Source organism: Klebsiella sp. HC6 (assembly GCF_022605325.1).
In the GTDB taxonomy this organism is placed as follows: domain Bacteria; phylum Pseudomonadota; class Gammaproteobacteria; order Enterobacterales; family Enterobacteriaceae; genus Klebsiella; species Klebsiella terrigena.
This window is the reverse complement of record NZ_CP093276.1, coordinates 2,747,905-2,765,395: the sequence shown is the minus strand read 5'-3', so window position 1 is coordinate 2,765,395 and position 17,491 is coordinate 2,747,905. Positions and strand designations below refer to the sequence as shown.

General features: G+C 57.3%; 18 protein-coding genes. 14 read left to right on the top strand and 4 right to left on the bottom strand.

Annotated elements, in window-relative coordinates:
- Positions 1–410: 410 nt before the first annotated feature.
- Together cspA and MMW58_RS13465 are read right to left on the bottom strand one after the other, a co-directional pair.
- Entirely contained in the window at positions 411–626 is a 216-nt protein-coding gene (gene cspA / locus MMW58_RS13470) for an RNA chaperone/antiterminator CspA (protein ID WP_041145816.1), read from the bottom strand.
- A 234-nt stretch (positions 627–860) separates the two neighbouring features.
- Positions 861–1,811: a bifunctional helix-turn-helix transcriptional regulator/GNAT family N-acetyltransferase gene (locus MMW58_RS13465; protein ID WP_241723580.1), complete on the bottom strand. Its 951-nt coding sequence runs from the start codon at positions 1,809–1,811 to the stop codon at positions 861–863.
- A gap of 278 nt (positions 1,812–2,089) precedes the next feature.
- Between MMW58_RS13465 and add the strand changes: the two genes are divergently transcribed.
- Positions 2,090–3,091 carry an adenosine deaminase gene (gene add / locus MMW58_RS13460; protein ID WP_045858525.1) on the top strand — a complete coding sequence of 334 codons (1,002 nt, stop codon included), beginning with the start codon at positions 2,090–2,092 and terminating at the stop codon, positions 3,089–3,091.
- A gap of 37 nt (positions 3,092–3,128) precedes the next feature.
- On the opposite strand, the gene MMW58_RS13455 is transcribed toward add, so the two are convergent.
- Complete coding sequence (locus MMW58_RS13455; RefSeq protein ID WP_133599567.1) at positions 3,129–4,169, bottom strand: oxidoreductase; 1,041 nt, start codon at positions 4,167–4,169, stop codon at positions 3,129–3,131.
- A gap of 190 nt (positions 4,170–4,359) precedes the next feature.
- Between MMW58_RS13455 and blr the strand changes: the two genes are divergently transcribed.
- From blr to gstA, 13 genes are all read left to right on the top strand, one after another.
- Positions 4,360–4,497, top strand: a complete 138-nt coding sequence (blr, locus tag MMW58_RS13450) for a division septum protein Blr (protein WP_071844930.1) — start codon at positions 4,360–4,362, stop codon at positions 4,495–4,497.
- Between the two features lie 116 nt (positions 4,498–4,613).
- Complete coding sequence (locus tag MMW58_RS13445) at positions 4,614–5,984, top strand: GH1 family beta-glucosidase (RefSeq protein ID WP_133599565.1); 1,371 nt, start codon at positions 4,614–4,616, stop codon at positions 5,982–5,984.
- A 366-nt stretch (positions 5,985–6,350) separates the two neighbouring features.
- On the top strand, positions 6,351–6,566 hold the full coding sequence (ydgT, locus tag MMW58_RS13440) for a transcription modulator YdgT (protein ID WP_041147653.1): 216 nt from the start codon (positions 6,351–6,353) through the stop codon (positions 6,564–6,566).
- A gap of 179 nt (positions 6,567–6,745) precedes the next feature.
- Positions 6,746–7,186 carry a DUF2569 domain-containing protein gene (locus tag MMW58_RS13435; protein ID WP_045858531.1) on the top strand — a complete coding sequence of 147 codons (441 nt, stop codon included), beginning with the start codon at positions 6,746–6,748 and terminating at the stop codon, positions 7,184–7,186.
- 78 nt (positions 7,187–7,264) lie between these two features.
- Positions 7,265–7,846, top strand: a complete 582-nt coding sequence (rsxA, locus tag MMW58_RS13430; RefSeq protein ID WP_015366851.1) for an electron transport complex subunit RsxA — start codon at positions 7,265–7,267, stop codon at positions 7,844–7,846.
- Between the two features lies 1 nt (position 7,847).
- On the top strand, positions 7,848–8,426 hold the full coding sequence (gene rsxB / locus MMW58_RS13425) for an electron transport complex subunit RsxB (protein ID WP_045858534.1): 579 nt from the start codon (positions 7,848–7,850) through the stop codon (positions 8,424–8,426).
- Entirely contained in the window at positions 8,419–10,698 is a 2,280-nt protein-coding gene (gene rsxC / locus MMW58_RS13420) for an electron transport complex subunit RsxC (protein WP_241723579.1), read from the top strand. The genes rsxB and rsxC overlap by 8 nt, the downstream gene beginning before the upstream one ends.
- Positions 10,699–11,751: an electron transport complex subunit RsxD gene (rsxD, locus tag MMW58_RS13415; RefSeq protein WP_241723578.1), complete on the top strand. Its 1,053-nt coding sequence runs from the start codon at positions 10,699–10,701 to the stop codon at positions 11,749–11,751.
- A gap of 9 nt (positions 11,752–11,760) precedes the next feature.
- Entirely contained in the window at positions 11,761–12,381 is a 621-nt protein-coding gene (gene rsxG, locus MMW58_RS13410) for an electron transport complex subunit RsxG (protein ID WP_133599559.1), read from the top strand.
- A 3-nt stretch (positions 12,382–12,384) separates the two neighbouring features.
- On the top strand, positions 12,385–13,089 hold the full coding sequence (locus tag MMW58_RS13405; protein ID WP_241723577.1) for an electron transport complex subunit E: 705 nt from the start codon (positions 12,385–12,387) through the stop codon (positions 13,087–13,089).
- Positions 13,089–13,727: an endonuclease III gene (gene nth, locus MMW58_RS13400; protein WP_041145827.1), complete on the top strand. Its 639-nt coding sequence runs from the start codon at positions 13,089–13,091 to the stop codon at positions 13,725–13,727. The genes MMW58_RS13405 and nth overlap by 1 nt, the downstream gene beginning before the upstream one ends.
- 599 nt (positions 13,728–14,326) lie before the next feature.
- Positions 14,327–15,832 (top strand): dipeptide/tripeptide permease DtpA, encoded by a 1,506-nt coding sequence (gene dtpA / locus MMW58_RS13395; RefSeq protein WP_133599556.1) that lies wholly within the window; start codon positions 14,327–14,329, stop codon positions 15,830–15,832.
- A gap of 108 nt (positions 15,833–15,940) precedes the next feature.
- Positions 15,941–16,546 (top strand): glutathione transferase GstA, encoded by a 606-nt coding sequence (gene gstA / locus MMW58_RS13390; protein WP_133599553.1) that lies wholly within the window; start codon positions 15,941–15,943, stop codon positions 16,544–16,546.
- 46 nt (positions 16,547–16,592) lie between these two features.
- Here the strand turns inward: gstA and pdxY are convergent, their stop codons facing one another.
- Positions 16,593–17,453 carry a pyridoxal kinase PdxY gene (gene pdxY / locus MMW58_RS13385; RefSeq protein WP_041145830.1) on the bottom strand — a complete coding sequence of 287 codons (861 nt, stop codon included), beginning with the start codon at positions 17,451–17,453 and terminating at the stop codon, positions 16,593–16,595.
- Between the last annotated feature and the right edge of the window lie 38 nt (positions 17,454–17,491).

Below are 17,491 nucleotides of genomic sequence, written 5' to 3'. Positions count from 1 at the left end.
ATCATTGTCATTATTTCTTAACGATAAATCTGAAAATCACTCCAGATCAAACCATGTTACTTTATCAGCGATTATTTTGGATGTTGTTAGTTTTTAATTTGCCCGCAGGCGTACGAAATACAAAAATTTACACAATGTAAAACAGTGTCCTGTTTCAGGAGGCGGTCACTCCTTTTACGTACATTAGCTCAGGGTGATGATTAGGTTGCATCAGCCCACAGAACTCTTCACGCTACAGCACAACATACGGCATTCAGCCTGCTGAAATGTCAGACAAAAACCAATTTACCGCATCGATTAAAGCCAGCAGATACTGCTGACTTAGTTCAACCGCATGCATTTTTTATCAATCTGACTACTCGGGATTACACCGTCATCGTTATCGCAGATTCATAAAAAAGCGAAATTAATTAGTCGCGCAGAACGACATTACCGGCAGCAGGGCCTTTGGCGCCGCTCTCGATAGTGAATTCGACCTTCTGCCCTTCAAATAAAGTTTTAAAGCCATCGCCCTGCAGCGCAGAAAAATGCACGAAAACATCTTTACTGCCGTCTACTGGAGAAATAAAGCCGAAACCTTTACCTTCATTAAACCATTTTACTAAACCAATCATCTTACCAGACATAAGTATTATCCCAATGTTCAAAGCCTTGCGGCGAAAAAGTTCGCATCACAGAAATTAATTAATAACGATAAGGAGGCTCGAAAAAAGGATTATTTAGGAATAACGCTTGAGATGAGGACTGCTTTACTAAACCGCTTTATTGGTTCTGTGTACCAAACCGACCTGCTATTGATCACATAGATAACCATTGATAGCAAGCATTATTTTCTGCCCCCACAGAGAAGCCGTGAATAATTAGCGCAACATGCAGGTAAACCGCTGCTCGATGAGGAGGCTTCCCCACCGATCGCCCTGCCACTCTTCGGCCAGCATAAAGCCAAACGATTCATATAGCCGACGCGCGGCCGCAAGCTTATTGAAGGTCCAGAGCTGAACGGAACTGAAGCCGCTCTCTTCGCAGAACCTCATCGCTTCGCCGATAAGCCTTCTCCCCGCGCCGCTGCCGCGGCATCCGTCATCAAGGATAAACCAGCGCAGATGCGCTTCGCCGTTGCCAAGGTCCTCACCGTCAATCGCCACAGAGCCGACGATGCGCCCGTTCAACACGGCCAGCCAAATCTGATTGCAGTCCTTGTCCAGACGGCCCGAAAAATCAGCCAGGTCAGCGGCAACTTTGGATTCAAAGAACACGCCGAAATTGTGCTCTCTGGCATAGTAGGTACCGTGCATTTCCACGATGCGGCCGATGGTGCCGGGGTGATAGCCGGTAATAATTTCAAGCGCATCCCCGGCAGCGATCTCGCTGTTTTCACGACAGGCGGCCAGGGCACCGGCGTAGTGTTTAAGCCCTTGTGACACCGTCTGCTGCTGATGGGGATTCATTTTTTTCAGCGCGGCAATCACCTGTTCGCTACCGTACTGATTAATTTTCGCCACCGTTTCCCGGCCTTTTGCCGTCAGGCCCAGGTATTTGACTCTCGCATCCTCCGTCGACGGCACCTCTTCCAGCTCGTTGGCGCTGACCAGTTTTGCCAACATGCGGCTAACGCTGGACTTCTCAAGGCCCAGAACCTGCACCAGCTGCGCCGCCGTCATCAGGCCCTGCGCATGCACTTCGAGCAGAGTATGCACTATCGAAGGGGAGTATGGGCTCGCGGCCAGGGTGTTGTTCATGAATCCGAGCTCCCGCACCATCTGCCGGGAAGCCACGCGTATCTCTTCGACGATCTGCATTTCAGTATTCATAAAACCACCCTGACCACATAGTTGTATAATACAACCATAATCACCCGCGTGCTGTCAACGCCCTCACCGGCGCCGCAATTGCTGAAAATGTGCGCGCAGGCAGCAATAGACGCGCGGCAAAGGCGGGAACAAAATCGCAATGTGGGATCTTAAACAGAGCCGGCGGTTCCCGCAGCGCCGCCAGATGCTTGTATAGACAGGATTTTTTTCAATACTTTTAAACAGTTATAGCCCTGTTGTATAATGATGTGCACTTTTACTAAAAAATGAGTGCGACCATGATTGATTCAGCTTTGCCATTAACCGACATTCATCGCCATCTTGACGGCAATATCCGCGCCCAAACGATTCTCGATCTTGGCCGCCAGTTTAACATCGCGCTCCCGGCAACCACCCTCGATACCCTTCGTCCGCATGTCCAGGTCACCAGCAACGAACCCGATCTGGTGAGCTTCCTTGCCAAGCTTGACTGGGGCGTAAAGGTGCTCGCCTCGCTGGAAGCGTGCCGTCGCGTCGCGTATGAAAACGTAGAAGACGCGGCGCGCAACGGCCTGCACTACGTTGAGCTGCGCTTTTCCCCGCGCTATATGGCGATGACCCATCAGCTGCCGGTCGACGGCGTGGTTGAGGCGGTCATTGCCGGCGTGCGCGACGGAAGCCGCGATTTTAACGTTGAAGCGCGGCTGATTGGTATTATGAGCCGCACCTTCGGCGAGGCAGCCTGCCAGCAGGAGCTTGACGCGCTGCTTGCCCATCGCGACGGCATCACCGCCCTCGACCTGGCCGGTGATGAGCTCGGCTTCCCGGGTACCCTGTTTATGCAACACTTCACCCAGGCCCGCGACGCCGGCTGGCGCATTACCGTCCACGCCGGCGAAGCCGCTGGCCCGGAAAGCATCTGGCAGGCCATTCGTGAGCTAGGCGCCGAGCGTATCGGCCACGGGGTGAAGGCGGTGCAGGATCCGGCGCTGATGGACTTTTTAGCCGAGCAGCGTATCGGGATTGAATCCTGCCTGACCTCAAATATTCAGACCAGCACCGTCGCGTCGCTGGCCGAGCATCCGTTAAAAACCTTCCTCGAGCACGGCGTGCTGGCCTCGATTAACACCGACGATCCGGCGGTACAGGGCGTCGATATTATTCATGAATATAACGTTGCCGCCCCGGCTGCGGGCCTGAGCCGCGAGCAAATCCGCCAGGCACAAATCAACGGTCTGGAGCTCGCCTTCCTCAGCGCAGAGGAAAAAGCGGCGCTGATTCAGCGCGTGCAGCGCGTCTAGGATCCTGCCCGGCAGCAATCCTGCCGGGCGTTTTATCTTAAATCAGGCAGAGCGTGGCCCGATGCTTTGCTGATTCAATCCCCAGCTCAATCAGCTCCATAATCTGAATAGCCTGACTCGCCGGTACCGGATTCTCGCCATTCCCGTTTAGCGCATCGCGGATGGCGGCATAGTACGCTGGATAATGACCGGGCAGCGTTAGCCAGCTCTCCTCGCTGCGCTCCTCCCCGTCAACGCGCGTCAGAATGCCATCGCGCATATCGTATCCCCAGTCCTCCTGCGGAAGGCGCTCGCCGTTTTTTAGCCGCTCTTCCTGCGGGTCGAGACCGTATTTGATATAGCTTCCCCGCGATCCGTGCACGATAAAGCGCGCCGTTTCCGCCGCCGCCAGCAGAGTAGCGTGCAGGATCACCCGACGCTGCGGGTAAACCAGCACCGCATGGAAATAGTCGGTAGACTGCGCCCCCGGGCGCAGCTGGGCGAGGTCAACGGTCATGCTGACCGGCAGGCCAAACAGGCCGATCGCCTGATCGAGAAGGTGGGGGCCAAGATCGAACCAGATCCCGCTTCCCGGGCCGCCCCGCTCCCGCCAGCGGTCGCGTATCTGGGGACGATAGCGGTCGAAGTGCGATTCGAAATAGCAGACTTCCCCCAGCAGACCTTCGTGAATCAATGATTTAACGGTTAAAAAATCGCTGTCCCAGCGGCGATTGTGGAACACCGACAGCAGCCGTCCCCGGCTCCTGGCAACGGCATCCAGCTCGCGGGCCTGTGACAGTGTCACGGTAAAGGGTTTATCCACCACTACATGCTTTCCCGCCTCCAGCGCGGCTTTTGCCAGCGGAAAGTGGGTATCGTTCGGCGTAGGGATCACGATCAGGTCGATGTTGGGGTCGTCTAACAGCTGGCGGGGTTCGGCCACAACCGGCACCGTTGGCCAATCGTTCCGCACCTTAGCTTCATCGCTACTCGACACCGCGGCAAGGGTCATTCCCGGCGTACCGCCGATCAGCGGCGCATGGAACGTTTTACTGGCGTACCCGTAGCCGATTATTGCGACGCGAATATTGTCACTCATCTTGCCACCTCTCTGGCGAAAAGTTCGGGGGTTCACCATAACTATAAGACCCAAATGTCTTATTAGCTTTGCTTATGCATCGTCGACCGCTCACTCTTGCGCCAATCGTGAAAACTTCGCCAGCTAATACTTGCGTTGTTTGCGGCATTTAGTAACATTTAGCTCTGTTTTAACTTTCAATAGCAGAATTATGGCAGCCGTTTTCAGCAGAATTGTAGAGCTTATAGGTTGGGTTGTTCTTGGCGTTTCGGCCCTGCTTTTGGTTATCGCGCATCACATTGATAACTACCAATCCCCGCCTCCCGCTAATGTTGTGCAGACAAAATAGCGTTAACGCTAAAGAGTGACCCGCTTCGCAAGTATGCAACCGGTTTCTGAAACCGGTTGCATCTCTGTATACCCCTTCATTACACTCTCCTTATCATTTGCTAAGGAGTTTTTCTCATGGCCGCATTTGCGCAAAATTTTCTTTGGGGCGCCGCTACCGCAGCCTATCAGGTTGAGGGCGGCCACGATGCCGACGGGAAAGGGCCGTCGATCTGGGACATCTACTCTCACCAGCCGGGCGCCACCTTCCAGGGGACCAACGGCGACGTCGCCGTCGATCACTACCACCGCTTTCGCGAAGACGTTGCGCTGATGGCCGAAATGGGCCTGCAGAGCTACCGTTTTTCCATCTCCTGGCCGCGCCTGCTGCCCGGCGGCCGCGGCGAGGTCAATGAAGCCGGCGTTCAGTTTTATAGCGATCTGATCGACGAGCTGCTGGCGCACAATATCGAGCCGATGATCACGCTGTACCACTGGGATCTGCCGCAGGCGCTGCAGGATGAGGGCGGCTGGGAAGCCCGCAGCACGGCGGAGGCTTTCGCCGAATACGCGCGCCTGTGCTACGCGCGTTTCGGTTCACGGGTCAAGCTGTGGGCCACCTTTAACGAGACCATCGTTTTTATTGGTCATGGCTACATTAACGGCTGCCATCCGCCGGCGGTACGCGATCCGGCCCGCGCCATTCAGGCCTGTCACCACGTCTTTGTGGCCCACGCGATGGCGATTAAAGCGTTTCGTGAAATGGGTATTAAGGGCGAGATTGGTTTCGTCAACGTTCTGCAGCCGCATACGCCGCTCACCGATAGCGAAGAGGACCGCCAGGCGACCGAGCTGGCTGACGCTATCCATACCCACTGGCTGTACGATCCGGTGTTAAAAGGCACCTATCCCGAAGGGCTGCTGCAGCAAACCCAGGCGCTGTGGGGCGTTCCGCGCTTTGCCCCCGGCGATGACGCGCTGCTGCGTGAAAACCACAGCGATTTTATCGGCCTGAACTACTATCGCCGCGAAACCGTTTCAGCCCATCCGCAGGAAGGATTAAGCGGCGGCGAGCCTGGCGTTGAGGGCCTGTTCCACTTCGTGCGTAATCCGCAAAGCACCTATACCGAATGGGGCTGGGAAATTTGGCCCCAGGGATTAACGGACGGCATTATGATGATCAAGGAGCGCTACGGTGATATTCCGATTTACATCACCGAAAACGGCCTGGGCGCCAAAGACCCAATTATTGACGGCGAAATAGTCGACGATCCGCGTATCGACTACCTCAGCGCCCACATCAGTGCGCTGGAGAAGGCGATCGACGCCGGGGCCGACGTGCGCGGCTATTATCCCTGGTCATTTATCGATCTGCTGAGCTGGCTGAACGGCTATCAGAAACAGTACGGCTTCGTTTTTGTCGACCATCAGCAGGGGCTCGCCCGCAAACGGAAAAAGAGCTATTTTTGGTATCAAAACGTTATTGCCAGCCGCGGCCAACAGCGTTAATCTTCTCCTCCAGGCGCCGTCCGGCGCCTGATTCAGCGCTAGAATATTCTTAAATTTCTTGTTACTACACCAGGAATGTAATCAGTTCTTGTCTTTAGTATTTACAACCGAAATAATTCCACCCAGGCAGCGTTAATTAATAAGGTGCCGCTGGTTTAGAGCAGGTTTACTGAAAGTTGGTAATATTCGACTTAGAGGCGATCCCGCCGGGTAACGGTGCCGCTGTTTGTGATACCGGGAGCGTGGAGCAACCGCAGCGCGCGCGAAGTGCGTGAGGATGCGAGTACGACCCTGGGCTAAAATGGCCAATCAAATAACCTAATGGGACAGGCTCATATTTATTCCGATTATAAAATGGATACGCAAATGACCGTTCAGGACTATTTATTAAAATTTCGTAAAATCAGCTCGCTGGAAAGTCTGGAAAAGCTTTTTGACCACCTTAACTACTCCCTGACCGATAACGAAGAGATTGTTAATATGTACCGCGCCGCTGACCATCGCCGGGCCGAGCTGGTTTCTGGCGGTAAACTGTTCGATATTGGCCAGGTTCCCAAGTCCGTCTGGCGTTACGTGCAATAAAAACTGTTCTGAAGCACGCCAGTTGCTTATACTCCCGCCCTTGATTTTGATCCGTACCTGAACAGGTTGAGCGCCGGCCCGCCGGGCAAGCAGCGCGAATGTACAGACGCTTGCGCAGGCAAGCGCGCGCAGCCTGACGCTCAACGGGTATTTCACTGGCGTTAAATCCGGGAGAAAGTATGTCCTCTGACTCTGCAGAACGAATTGGCGGATGGCTGCTGGGGCCGCTTGCGTGGCTACTGGTTGCGCTGTTAAGCGCTTCGCTATCGCTGCTTATCTTTGCCAACGCGCTCATGGCGCCCCAAACGTTCTCCTTGCTGAGCGCAATGAGCGCCGGGAATCTTATTCTGTGGATCGCATCCCTGCTGTTCGCCGTCGCCATGTGGTACTACACCCTGTGGCTGACGCTGGCCTTTTTCAAACGGCGGAAGGTGGTGCCGAAGCACTATATTATCTGGCTGCTGATCTCCCTGCTGCTGGCGATTAAGGCCTTTGCCTTTTCGCCAATATCGGACGTTCTGGCCCTGCGCCAGCTGCTGTTCCCTCTTCTTGCTGCCGCGCTGCTGGTTCCTTACTTCAAGCGCTCCGAACGGGTTAAACGGACCTTTGTTAATCCGTAATAACCCCACAGTTAACCTGTTGTCGCCGGTATCGTTTTATTCGATAATAGGCGGCTTTTTCCGTTTCAGGTCGAATTGATGGCTGATTATTTACTGCTCTTTGTTGGTACCGTCCTCGTCAACAACTTCGTGCTGGTGAAGTTTCTTGGGCTGTGTCCGTTTATGGGGGTGTCCAAAAAGCTGGAGACCGCCATGGGAATGGGGCTGGCCACCACTTTTGTGATGACGCTGGCCTCTATCTGCGCCTGGTTGATTGATACCTGGATTCTTATTCCGCTGAATCTGGTCTATTTACGCACGCTGGCCTTTATTCTGGTCATTGCGGTGGTCGTGCAGTTCACCGAAATGGTGGTGCGCAAAACCAGCCCGGCGCTCTACCGCCTGCTGGGTATCTTCCTGCCGCTGATCACCACCAACTGCGCCGTGCTCGGCGTAGCGCTGCTGAATATTAACCTTGGGCACAATTTTTTGCAGTCCGCGCTGTACGGTTTTGCGGCGGCGGTCGGCTTCTCTCTGGTGATGGTGCTGTTTGCCGCCATTCGCGAGCGTCTGGTGGTTGCGGACGTCCCGGCGCCGTTTCGCGGTAACGCCATTGCGCTGGTGACCGCAGGTTTAATGTCGCTGGCATTTATGGGCTTTAGTGGTTTGGTGAAGTTGTAATATGAGCGCTGTCTGGATAGCCGTCGTTGCGATCAGCCTTCTCGGGCTGATTTTCGGCTTAATTTTGGGTTACGCCTCCCGCCGCTTTGAGGTGGAGGACGATCCGGTCGTTGAAAAGATCGACGAACTTCTCCCGCAAAGCCAGTGCGGCCAGTGCGGCTACCCCGGCTGCCGCCCCTATGCGGAAGCGGTAGGCCTGCAGGGCGAGAAAATCAACCGCTGCGCCCCCGGCGGCGAAGCGGTAATGTTAAAAATTGCCACCCTGCTGAACGTCGACCCGCAGCCTGCTGACGGCGATGCTCAGCAGGCTGAGCCCGCGCGTATGCTGGCGGTCATCGACGAAAAGAACTGTATTGGCTGCACGAAATGCATCCAGGCCTGCCCCGTTGACGCCATCGTCGGCGCGACCCGTGCGATGCATACGGTGATGAGCGACCTCTGTACCGGCTGTAACCTTTGCGTCGCGCCCTGCCCGACGCAGTGTATAGAGATGGTTCCGGTTGCGGCGACCACTGAAACCTGGAAATGGGATCTACACACCATCCCGGTGCGCATCATTCCTGTGGAACAACATGTTTAAGCTATTTTCCGCGTTCAAAAAAGACAAGATCTGGGATTTCAACGGCGGAATTCATCCTCCGGAGATGAAAACCCAGTCAAACGGTACGCCGCTGCGCCAGGTCTCCCTCGCGCAGCAGTTTGTTATTCCGCTTAAGCAGCATATTGGCGCAGAGGGCGAGCTTTGCGTGCAGCCCGGCGATCGCGTTCTGCGCGGCCAGCCTCTTACCCGCGGCTGGGGAAAAATGCTGCCCGTTCACGCCCCGACGTCGGGTATCGTCAGCGCCATCGCTCCGCATTCGACGGCGCACCCCTCCGCGCTGGCGGAGATGAGCGTTATCATTGACGCCGATGGCGAAGACCGCTGGATTGAACGCGACGGCTGGAGCGACTACCAGAGCAAATCCCGCGAAGAGCTTATCGAGCGTATCCACCAGTTCGGCGTGGCCGGGCTGGGCGGCGCCGGCTTCCCGACCGGCATCAAGCTGCGCGGCGGCGGCGACAAAATCGACACCCTGATTATTAACGCCGCCGAATGCGAGCCCTACATTACCGCCGACGATCGTCTGATGCAGGACTGTGCGGCGCAGATTATCGACGGCATTCGCATCCTGGCCCATATTTTACAGCCAAGCCAGGTGCTGATCGGCATTGAAGACAACAAGCCGCAGGCAATCTCCATGCTGCGTGCGGTACTGAGCGATGCGCACGGCATCTCCCTGCGCGTAATCCCAACCAAATATCCCTCCGGCGGCGCTAAGCAGCTGACGCAGATCCTCACCGGTAAGCAGGTGCCCCACGGCGGCCGCTCTTCCGATATCGGGATCCTGATGCAAAACGTCGGCACCGCCTACGCGGTTAAACGCGCGGTGATCGACGGCGAACCGCTGACCGAGCGGGTGGTGACCTTAACCGGGGAAGCGGTTTCGCGCCCGGGCAACGTCTGGGCCCGGCTGGGCACGCCGGTGCGCCATCTTTTGGATGATGCCGGTTTCTGCCCCAGCGCTGAGCCGATGGTGATTATGGGCGGCCCGCTGATGGGCTTTACCCTCCCGTGGCTCGACGTGCCGGTGGTCAAAATTACCAACTGCCTGCTGGCCCCGTCGGCCAGCGAAATGGGCGAGGCGGAAGAGGAAAAGGGCTGCATTCGCTGTAGCGCCTGCGCCGATGCCTGCCCTGCCGATCTGCTGCCGCAGCAGCTGTACTGGTTTAGCAAAGGCCAGCAGCACGACAAGGCCACCACCCACAACCTCGCCGACTGCATTGAGTGCGGCGCCTGCGCCTGGGTCTGCCCGAGCAATATTCCGCTGGTGCAGTACTTCCGTCAGGAGAAGGCCGAGATCGCGGAGATTCGTCTGGAAGAGAAGCGCGCGGCGGAAGCCAAAGCCCGTTTTGAAGCCCGCCAGGCGCGTCTGGAGCGCGATAAGGCCGCGCGCCTCGAGCGGCATAAACAGTCTGCCGTGCAGCCCGCCGCCAAGGATAGCGCGGCGATTAACGCCGCCCTCGCCCGCGTGCGGGAAAAACAGCAGGACGCGGCGCAGCCGATCGTCGTTCAGGCGGGCGCTAAGCCGGATAATAGTGAAGCCATCGCCGCGCGCGAAGCGCGTAAAGCGCAGGCGCGCGCCCGTAAAAACGAACTGGCTGAGTCCACATCCGAGGCGTCGGCTGGCGCAGGTCTCGACCCGCGCAAGGCCGCGGTAGAGGCCGCCATCGCCCGCGCCAAGGCCCGCAAGGCTGAACAACAGCAGGCGGAGGTCACTACTGTCGCCCCGGAAGCCGAAGCCGTCGACCCGCGCAAGGCCGCGGTAGAGGCCGCCATCGCCCGCGCTAAGGCCCGCAAGGCCGAGCAGCAGCAGGCGGAGGTCACTACTGTCGCCCCGGAAGCCGAAGCCGTCGATCCGCGTAAGGCCGCGGTAGAGGCCGCCATCGCCCGCGCCAAGGCCCGCAAGGCCGAGCAGCAGCAGGCTGAGGTCACTACTGCCGCCCCGGAAGCCGAAGCCGTCGACCCGCGTAAGGCCGCGGTAGAGGCCGCCATCGCCCGGGCTAAGGCCCGCAAGGCCGAACAGCAGCAGGCGGAGGTCACTACTGTCGCCCCGGAAGCCGAAGCCGTCGATCCGCGTAAGGCCGCGGTAGAGGCCGCCATCGCCCGGGCTAAGGCCCGCAAGGCCGAACAGCAGCAGGCGGACGACGTAGGGTCCGCCGCCAATGACGATGCGCGCAAGGCTGCAGTCGCCGAAGCAATCGCCCGAGTTCAGGCCAGGAAAGCATCCCGGCAGGCAGTTAACGAGGATTAAATGGTTTTCAGAATCGCAAGCTCTCCCTATACCCACAACCAGCGTCAGACCTCGCGGATTATGCTGCTGGTGCTGCTCGCCGCCGTGCCCGGCATCGTGGTGCAGACCTGGTTTTTCGGCTGGGGCACCGTGCTGCAGCTTATTCTCGCCGCCTTAACCGCCTGGGGAACCGAAGCCGCTATCCTCAAGCTGCGCAAGCAGAATGTTGCCGCTATTCTGGCCGACAACTCTGCGCTGCTGACCGGCCTGCTGCTGGCCGTCAGCATTCCGCCCCTGGCGCCCTGGTGGATGGTCGTCCTCGGTACCGCCTTTGCCGTGATCATCGCCAAGCAGCTGTACGGCGGGCTGGGACATAACCCCTTTAACCCGGCCATGATTGGCTACGTGGTGCTGCTGATCTCCTTCCCGGTGCAGATGACCTCCTGGCTACCGCCGCAGGAGATTGCGGCCCACATTCCAGGCTTTACCGACGCGCTGCGGGTCATTTTCACCGGCCACACCGCCGCCGGTGGCGATATGAACGCCCTGCGCCTCGGGATCGACGGTATCAGCCAGGCCACGCCGCTGGACACCTTTAAAACCTCCCTGCACGCCGGCCATAAGGTGCAGGAGATCCTCCAGTACCCGATTTTTGGCGGCACTCTGGCAGGGCTTGGCTGGCAGTGGGTGAATATCGCTTATCTGGTCGGCGGGCTGTTCCTGCTATGGCAGAAGACGATTCGCTGGCATATTCCGCTCAGCTTCCTGCTGAGCCTGGCCGTCTGCTCCACGCTCGGCTGGTTTTTCTCGCCGCAGAGCCTGGCCGCGCCGCAGATACATCTGCTGTCCGGCGCCACCATGCTCGGCGCGTTCTTTATTCTGACGGATCCGGTAACCGCCTCCACCACCAACCGCGGGCGCCTTATTTTCGGCGCGCTGGCTGGCCTGCTGGTGTGGCTGATTCGCAGCTTCGGCGGCTATCCTGACGGCGTAGCCTTCGCCGTGCTGCTGGCGAACATTACCGTTCCGTTGATTGATTACTACACGCGCCCCCGCGTGTACGGCCACCGCTGAGGACCCGTCATGTTAAAAAGCATGCGCAAACACGGCATCACGCTGGCACTTTTCGCCGCCGGCTCCACCGGCCTGACGGCGGCTATCAATGAGCTGACCAAATCGACGATTGAAGATCAGGCGTCCCGACAGCAAAAGGCGCTTTTTGACCAGGTACTGCCGGCAGAGCTGTATAATAACGATCTGCTGAAGAGCTGCTATCTGGCCTCCGCCCCGGCGCTGGGCAAAGGACAGCATAAGGTCTGGATCGCTAAAAATAACGACATTCCGGTGGGCGCGGTCATGGAAACCACCGCGCCGGACGGCTACTCCGGGGCGATTCAGCTGCTGGTCGCCGCAGATTTTAAAGGCACCGTCCTCGGCACTCGGGTCACCGAGCATCACGAAACGCCGGGCCTCGGGGATAAAATTGAGCTGCGTCTTTCTGACTGGATCACCTATTTTGCCGGCAAAGTTATTCACGGGCAGAGCGACAGCCATTGGGCGGTTAAAAAAGACGGCGGCGATTTTGACCAGTTTACCGGTGCGACCATTACGCCTCGCGCGGTCGTCAACGCGGTTAAGCGCGCCGGCCTGTACGCACAAACGCTGCCAGCGCAGATTCCCGAATTCACCGCCTGCGGAGACTAGAGCATGAGCGAAGTAAAAGACGTTATTGTCCAGGGATTGTGGAAAAACAACTCCGCGCTGGTTCAGCTGCTGGGGATGTGCCCTCTGCTTGCCGTGACCTCCACCGCCACCAATGCGCTGGGGCTAGGGCTGGCCACCACCCTGGTGCTGACCCTCACCAACCTGACTATCTCCAGCCTGCGCCGCTGGACGCCGGCCGAAATCCGTATTCCCATTTACGTGATGATCATCGCCTCGGTGGTGAGCGTCGTGCAGATGCTGATTAACGCCTACGCCTACGGCCTCTACCAGTCGCTGGGGATTTTTATCCCGCTGATTGTGACCAACTGTATTGTCGTCGGTCGCGCCGAGGCCTTCGCGGCGAAAAAGGGCCCGGCCCTCTCGGCGCTGGATGGTTTCGCGATTGGCATGGGGGCTACCTGCGCCATGTTTGTCCTCGGCTCGCTGCGCGAGATCATTGGTAACGGTACGCTGTTTGACGGCGCCGATAGCCTGCTCGGCGGCTGGGCGAAAGCGCTGCGCATCGAAGTCTTCCATACCGACACCCCGTTCCTGCTGGCGATGCTGCCGCCGGGGGCGTTTATCGGTCTCGGAATGATGCTGGCGGTCAAATATCTTATTGATGAGCGCGGCAAACAGCGTAAGGCCCAGGCGGCAATCGCCGAAGCCCCGATCGTCGCGCCCTCTGATGCCGCAGGGAAAGCCTGATGAATAAGAGCAAACGTCTGGAAATTCTGACCCGCCTGCGGGATAACGATCCGCATCCCACCACCGAGCTCAACTTCAGCTCGCCGTTTGAGCTGCTGATCTCGGTGCTGCTCTCGGCGCAGGCGACCGACGTCAGCGTCAATAAGGCGACGGCAAAGCTCTATCCGGTGGCCAATACCCCGGCGGCGATGCTCGACCTTGGCGTCGACGGGGTTAAGTCATATATCAAAACCATCGGCCTGTTTAACAGTAAGGCCGAAAACGTGATTAAGACCTGCCGGATCCTGCTGGAGCAGCATAATGGCGAAGTTCCGGAGGACAGAGCCGCGCTGGAAGCGCTGCCCGGCGTCGGGCGCAAAACCGCCAACGTGGTGCTCAATACCGCCTTCGGCTGGCCGACGATTGCGGTCGATACGCATATTTTCCGCGTGTGCAACCGGACGCAATTTGCCCCCGGCAAGAACGTCGAGCAGGTTGAAGAGAAGCTGCTGAAGGTGGTTCCCGCCGAGTTTAAGGTGGACTGCCACCACTGGCTAATTCTCCACGGGCGCTACACCTGCATTGCCCGCAAGCCGCGCTGCGGCTCCTGCCTGATCGAAGACCTCTGCGAGTTCAAAGAAAAAGTCTACGCTGCCTGAAACTCGATAATACCATTACCCTGCCTGGGGTAATGGTTCTGTTCACACCCTTTCATCCCTGCCACTTTCGCCATAATTTCGCCAGTTAACAGGGCGATCATCTGCTTATATAACGCTCAGCCAGGTTAATCATTTTTTACGAAGAAAAAATTTCTATACATTTGTGATCCAGATCATCTGCGCAACTTAATGTTAATTTGTTGTTGCTCGTTTGATAACAAAAGCCAGCAATTGCAATAGCGCAGCCCTGCTTACCAGGAGAATACCCCATCATTTTTTAGGATTATGGCCTATATCACTGGGTTCAAGGCTAATCAGCAGAATATATCGCCTTTATCCGCCATCTCGCGGATGCGGACAGATAAAAATATCACCAATAGCAAATTGGTGAAGTTTAACTCTGCATAACATTTGAATGACTGGCGTATTATAATGCGTTGGTTATGTGTAACAGTTTATTACAAAGGTATTGCCTGAACGGTCAGGATAGTGAACATTACCTGCCGTTTTCCCTCCAGAATAACTATAAAGGCGGCGGTCATCGAAGATTGCGCCCCGAACACCCCCCGTTAATATGGGATGTAAAAAAAGAGGTATATGTGTCAACTGCAAACAATAAACCAGCAGAAAGCGTGAGTTTGAACGCTTTCAAGCAGCCGAAGTCGTTCTATCTGATCTTCTCGATCGAATTATGGGAGCGTTTTGGTTATTACGGCCTGCAAGGGATCATGGCCGTTTACCTGGTCAAACAGCTGGGTATGTCAGAAGCGGATTCTATTACACTCTTCTCCTCCTTCAGCGCGCTGGTCTACGGCCTCGTGGCTATCGGCGGCTGGCTGGGCGATAAAGTGCTCGGCACCAAGCGCGTCATTATGCTGGGGACTATCGTCCTGGCTATCGGCTACGCGCTGGTCGCGTACTCCGGCCACGACGCCGCTATCGTTTATATGGGTATGGCGACTATCGCCGTCGGTAACGGCCTGTTTAAGGCGAACCCGTCCTCCCTGCTCTCTACCTGCTATGAGAAAGACGACCCGCGTCTGGACGGTGCATTTACCATGTACTATATGTCCATCAACATCGGTTCGTTCTTCTCCATGCTGGCGACCCCGTGGCTGGCAGCGAAGTTCGGCTGGAGTATCGCCTTCTCCCTGAGCTTTGTCGGCATGCTGATTACGCTTGTGAACTTTATGTTCTGCAAGAAATGGGTGAAAAACTACGGTTCTAAACCCGACTTCGCGCCGGTTCATTACGGCAAGCTGCTGGCGACTATCGTGGGCGTGGTTATCCTGGTGGTGATTGCTACCTGGCTGCTGCATAACCAGGGCATCGCCCGTATGGTTCTGGGCGTGGTCGCGCTGGGTATCGTCATCATCTTCGCCAAAGAAGCTATCGCCCTGAAGGGTGCCGCGCGTCGTAAGATGATTGTCGCTTTCATTCTGATGGTGCAGGCGATCGTCTTCTTCGTCCTTTACAGCCAGATGCCGACTTCTCTGAACTTCTTCGCCATCCGCAACGTTGAGCACGCCATTATGGGCATCAGCTTCCAGCCGGAGCAGTTCCAGGCGCTGAACCCGTTCTGGATCATGGTCGGTAGCCCGATTCTGGCCGCCATCTATAACAAGATGGGCGACCGTCTGCCGATGCCGCACAAGTTCGCTATCGGGATGATCCTGTGCTCTGGCGCATTCCTGGTGCTGCCGCTGGGCACCAAGTTCGCCAGCGATGCCGGTATCGTGTCGGTAAACTGGCTGATCCTGAGCTACGCGCTGCAGAGTATCGGTGAGCTGATGATTTCCGGCCTCGGCCTGGCCATGGTTGCTCAGCTGGTTCCGCAGCGTCTGATGGGCTTCATCATGGGCAGCTGGTTCCTGACCACCGCGGGTGCGGCAATTATTGCCGGTAAGATTGCTAACCTGATGGCCGTTCCGGAAAACGTAACCGACCCGCTGGTTTCTCTGAACGTTTACGGTCACGTATTCATGCAGATTGGTATCGTGACGGCCGTAATCGCCGCGCTGATGCTGCTGACGGCGCCGAAGCTGAATCGTATGACTCTGGACGACGATAGCGTCGCGAAAGAGCGCGAGACAGCAACCGCCTAATCGCGTCGGGAAAACCCTTTAATTTAGCCGCTAACCTGCCGTTAGCGGCTTTTTTTTTGCCCGTGGGCGGACTAACATACAGAAAACTGCAGCTACGAGGAGTTACCGATGAAACTGTTCTACAAACCCGGCGCCTGTTCTCTTGCTTCGCATATCGCCCTGCGCGAAAGCGGACTGGACTTCACCTTACAGGGCGTTGACCTGATGAAAAAACGCCTTGAAAACGGGGAGGATTACCTGCTGATTAACCCGAAAGGCCAGGTTCCGGCGCTGCTGCTTGACGACGAACTGCTGCTGACGGAAGGGGTGGCGATTATGCAGTACATTGCCGACCGCGTCCCGGACCGGCAGCTGCTGGCTCCGGTGGGCACCGTTGCCCGCTACCAGACTCTGGAATGGCTCAACTACGTTGCCACCGAGCTGCACAAAGGCTTCACCCCGCTGTTTCGTCCGGATACGCCGGAGGATTACAAACCGACGGCGCGCGCGCAGCTGGAGAAGAAGCTGCAGTATATTGACGAATCGCTGCAGGATAAGCAGTGGCTCAACGGCCATCGCTTCACCATCGCCGATGGCTACCTGTTTACCGTACTGCGCTGGGCGTACGCGGTGAAGCTGAATATGGAAGGCTATCGTCATATCGGGGCGTGGATGAAGCACATCGCCGCGCGCCCGTCGGTGGCGGCCGCGCTGGAAGCGGAAGGTCTGAAGTAAGATTGATGTCCCTGCCCGGACGCGATTCCGGGCAGGCTATCGGCGCCTAGAGCTGCGTGGCGCTGAAGAGATGCTCCGGCTGCGCAATGCGATCCTGCGCCGCCACGACCTGCAGCTCGTACTCCTGCATTCCTTTAGTCGCCAGCATAATTTCGTATACCGCAGCGGTTACGTGCTCCAGCGCATCGCGCAGGCTGGCTCCCTGCAGCAGCTTCACCAGCAGCAGGCCGCTGGTCACATCCCCGACGCCTACCGGCTGACGCAGACCAAAGTCCACCAGCGGACGGCTGATATGCCAGGCTTCGTCACGCGTCACCAGCAGCATTTCAAAACGATCCATGCTAATCCCGGCGCGCGACAGATGCTTCACCAGCACCACTTCCGGCCCCTGAGCAATCAGCTCCCGCGCGGCGGCTACCGCTTCGCTGACGTTCGCCACCGGATGCTCGCAGAGAATTTCCAGCTCCAGCAGGTTCGGCGCGATAATGTCGCTGGCAGGCAGCGCGTGGCGCACGTGAAACTCGGCCACGCCCGGCGCGACGATACAGCCCTTTTCAGGATGGCCCATCACCGGATCGCAAAAATACTTTGCCGCCGGATTGGCCGCTTTCACCTGACGAACAATCCCAAGAATATGTTCGCCCTGTTCCGCCGATCCCAGATAGCCGCTGAGCACCGCGTCGCAGCGCTGAAGCTGATTAATATCAGCGATGCCCTGTACGATTTCGCTCAGGTGCGCCGGCGGCATAACGCAGCCGGTCCATTTACCGTACTGGGTATGGTTTGAGAACTGCACGGTGTTGAGGGGCCAGACGTTGGCGCCAAGGCGGCGCATTGGAAACTCGGCGGCGCTATTGCCGGCATGGCCAAACACAACGTGGGACTGGATGGCGAGGATATTCTTCATCTTGGATACCTGACAGCAAAAAATAAGGGGCGTGGTTT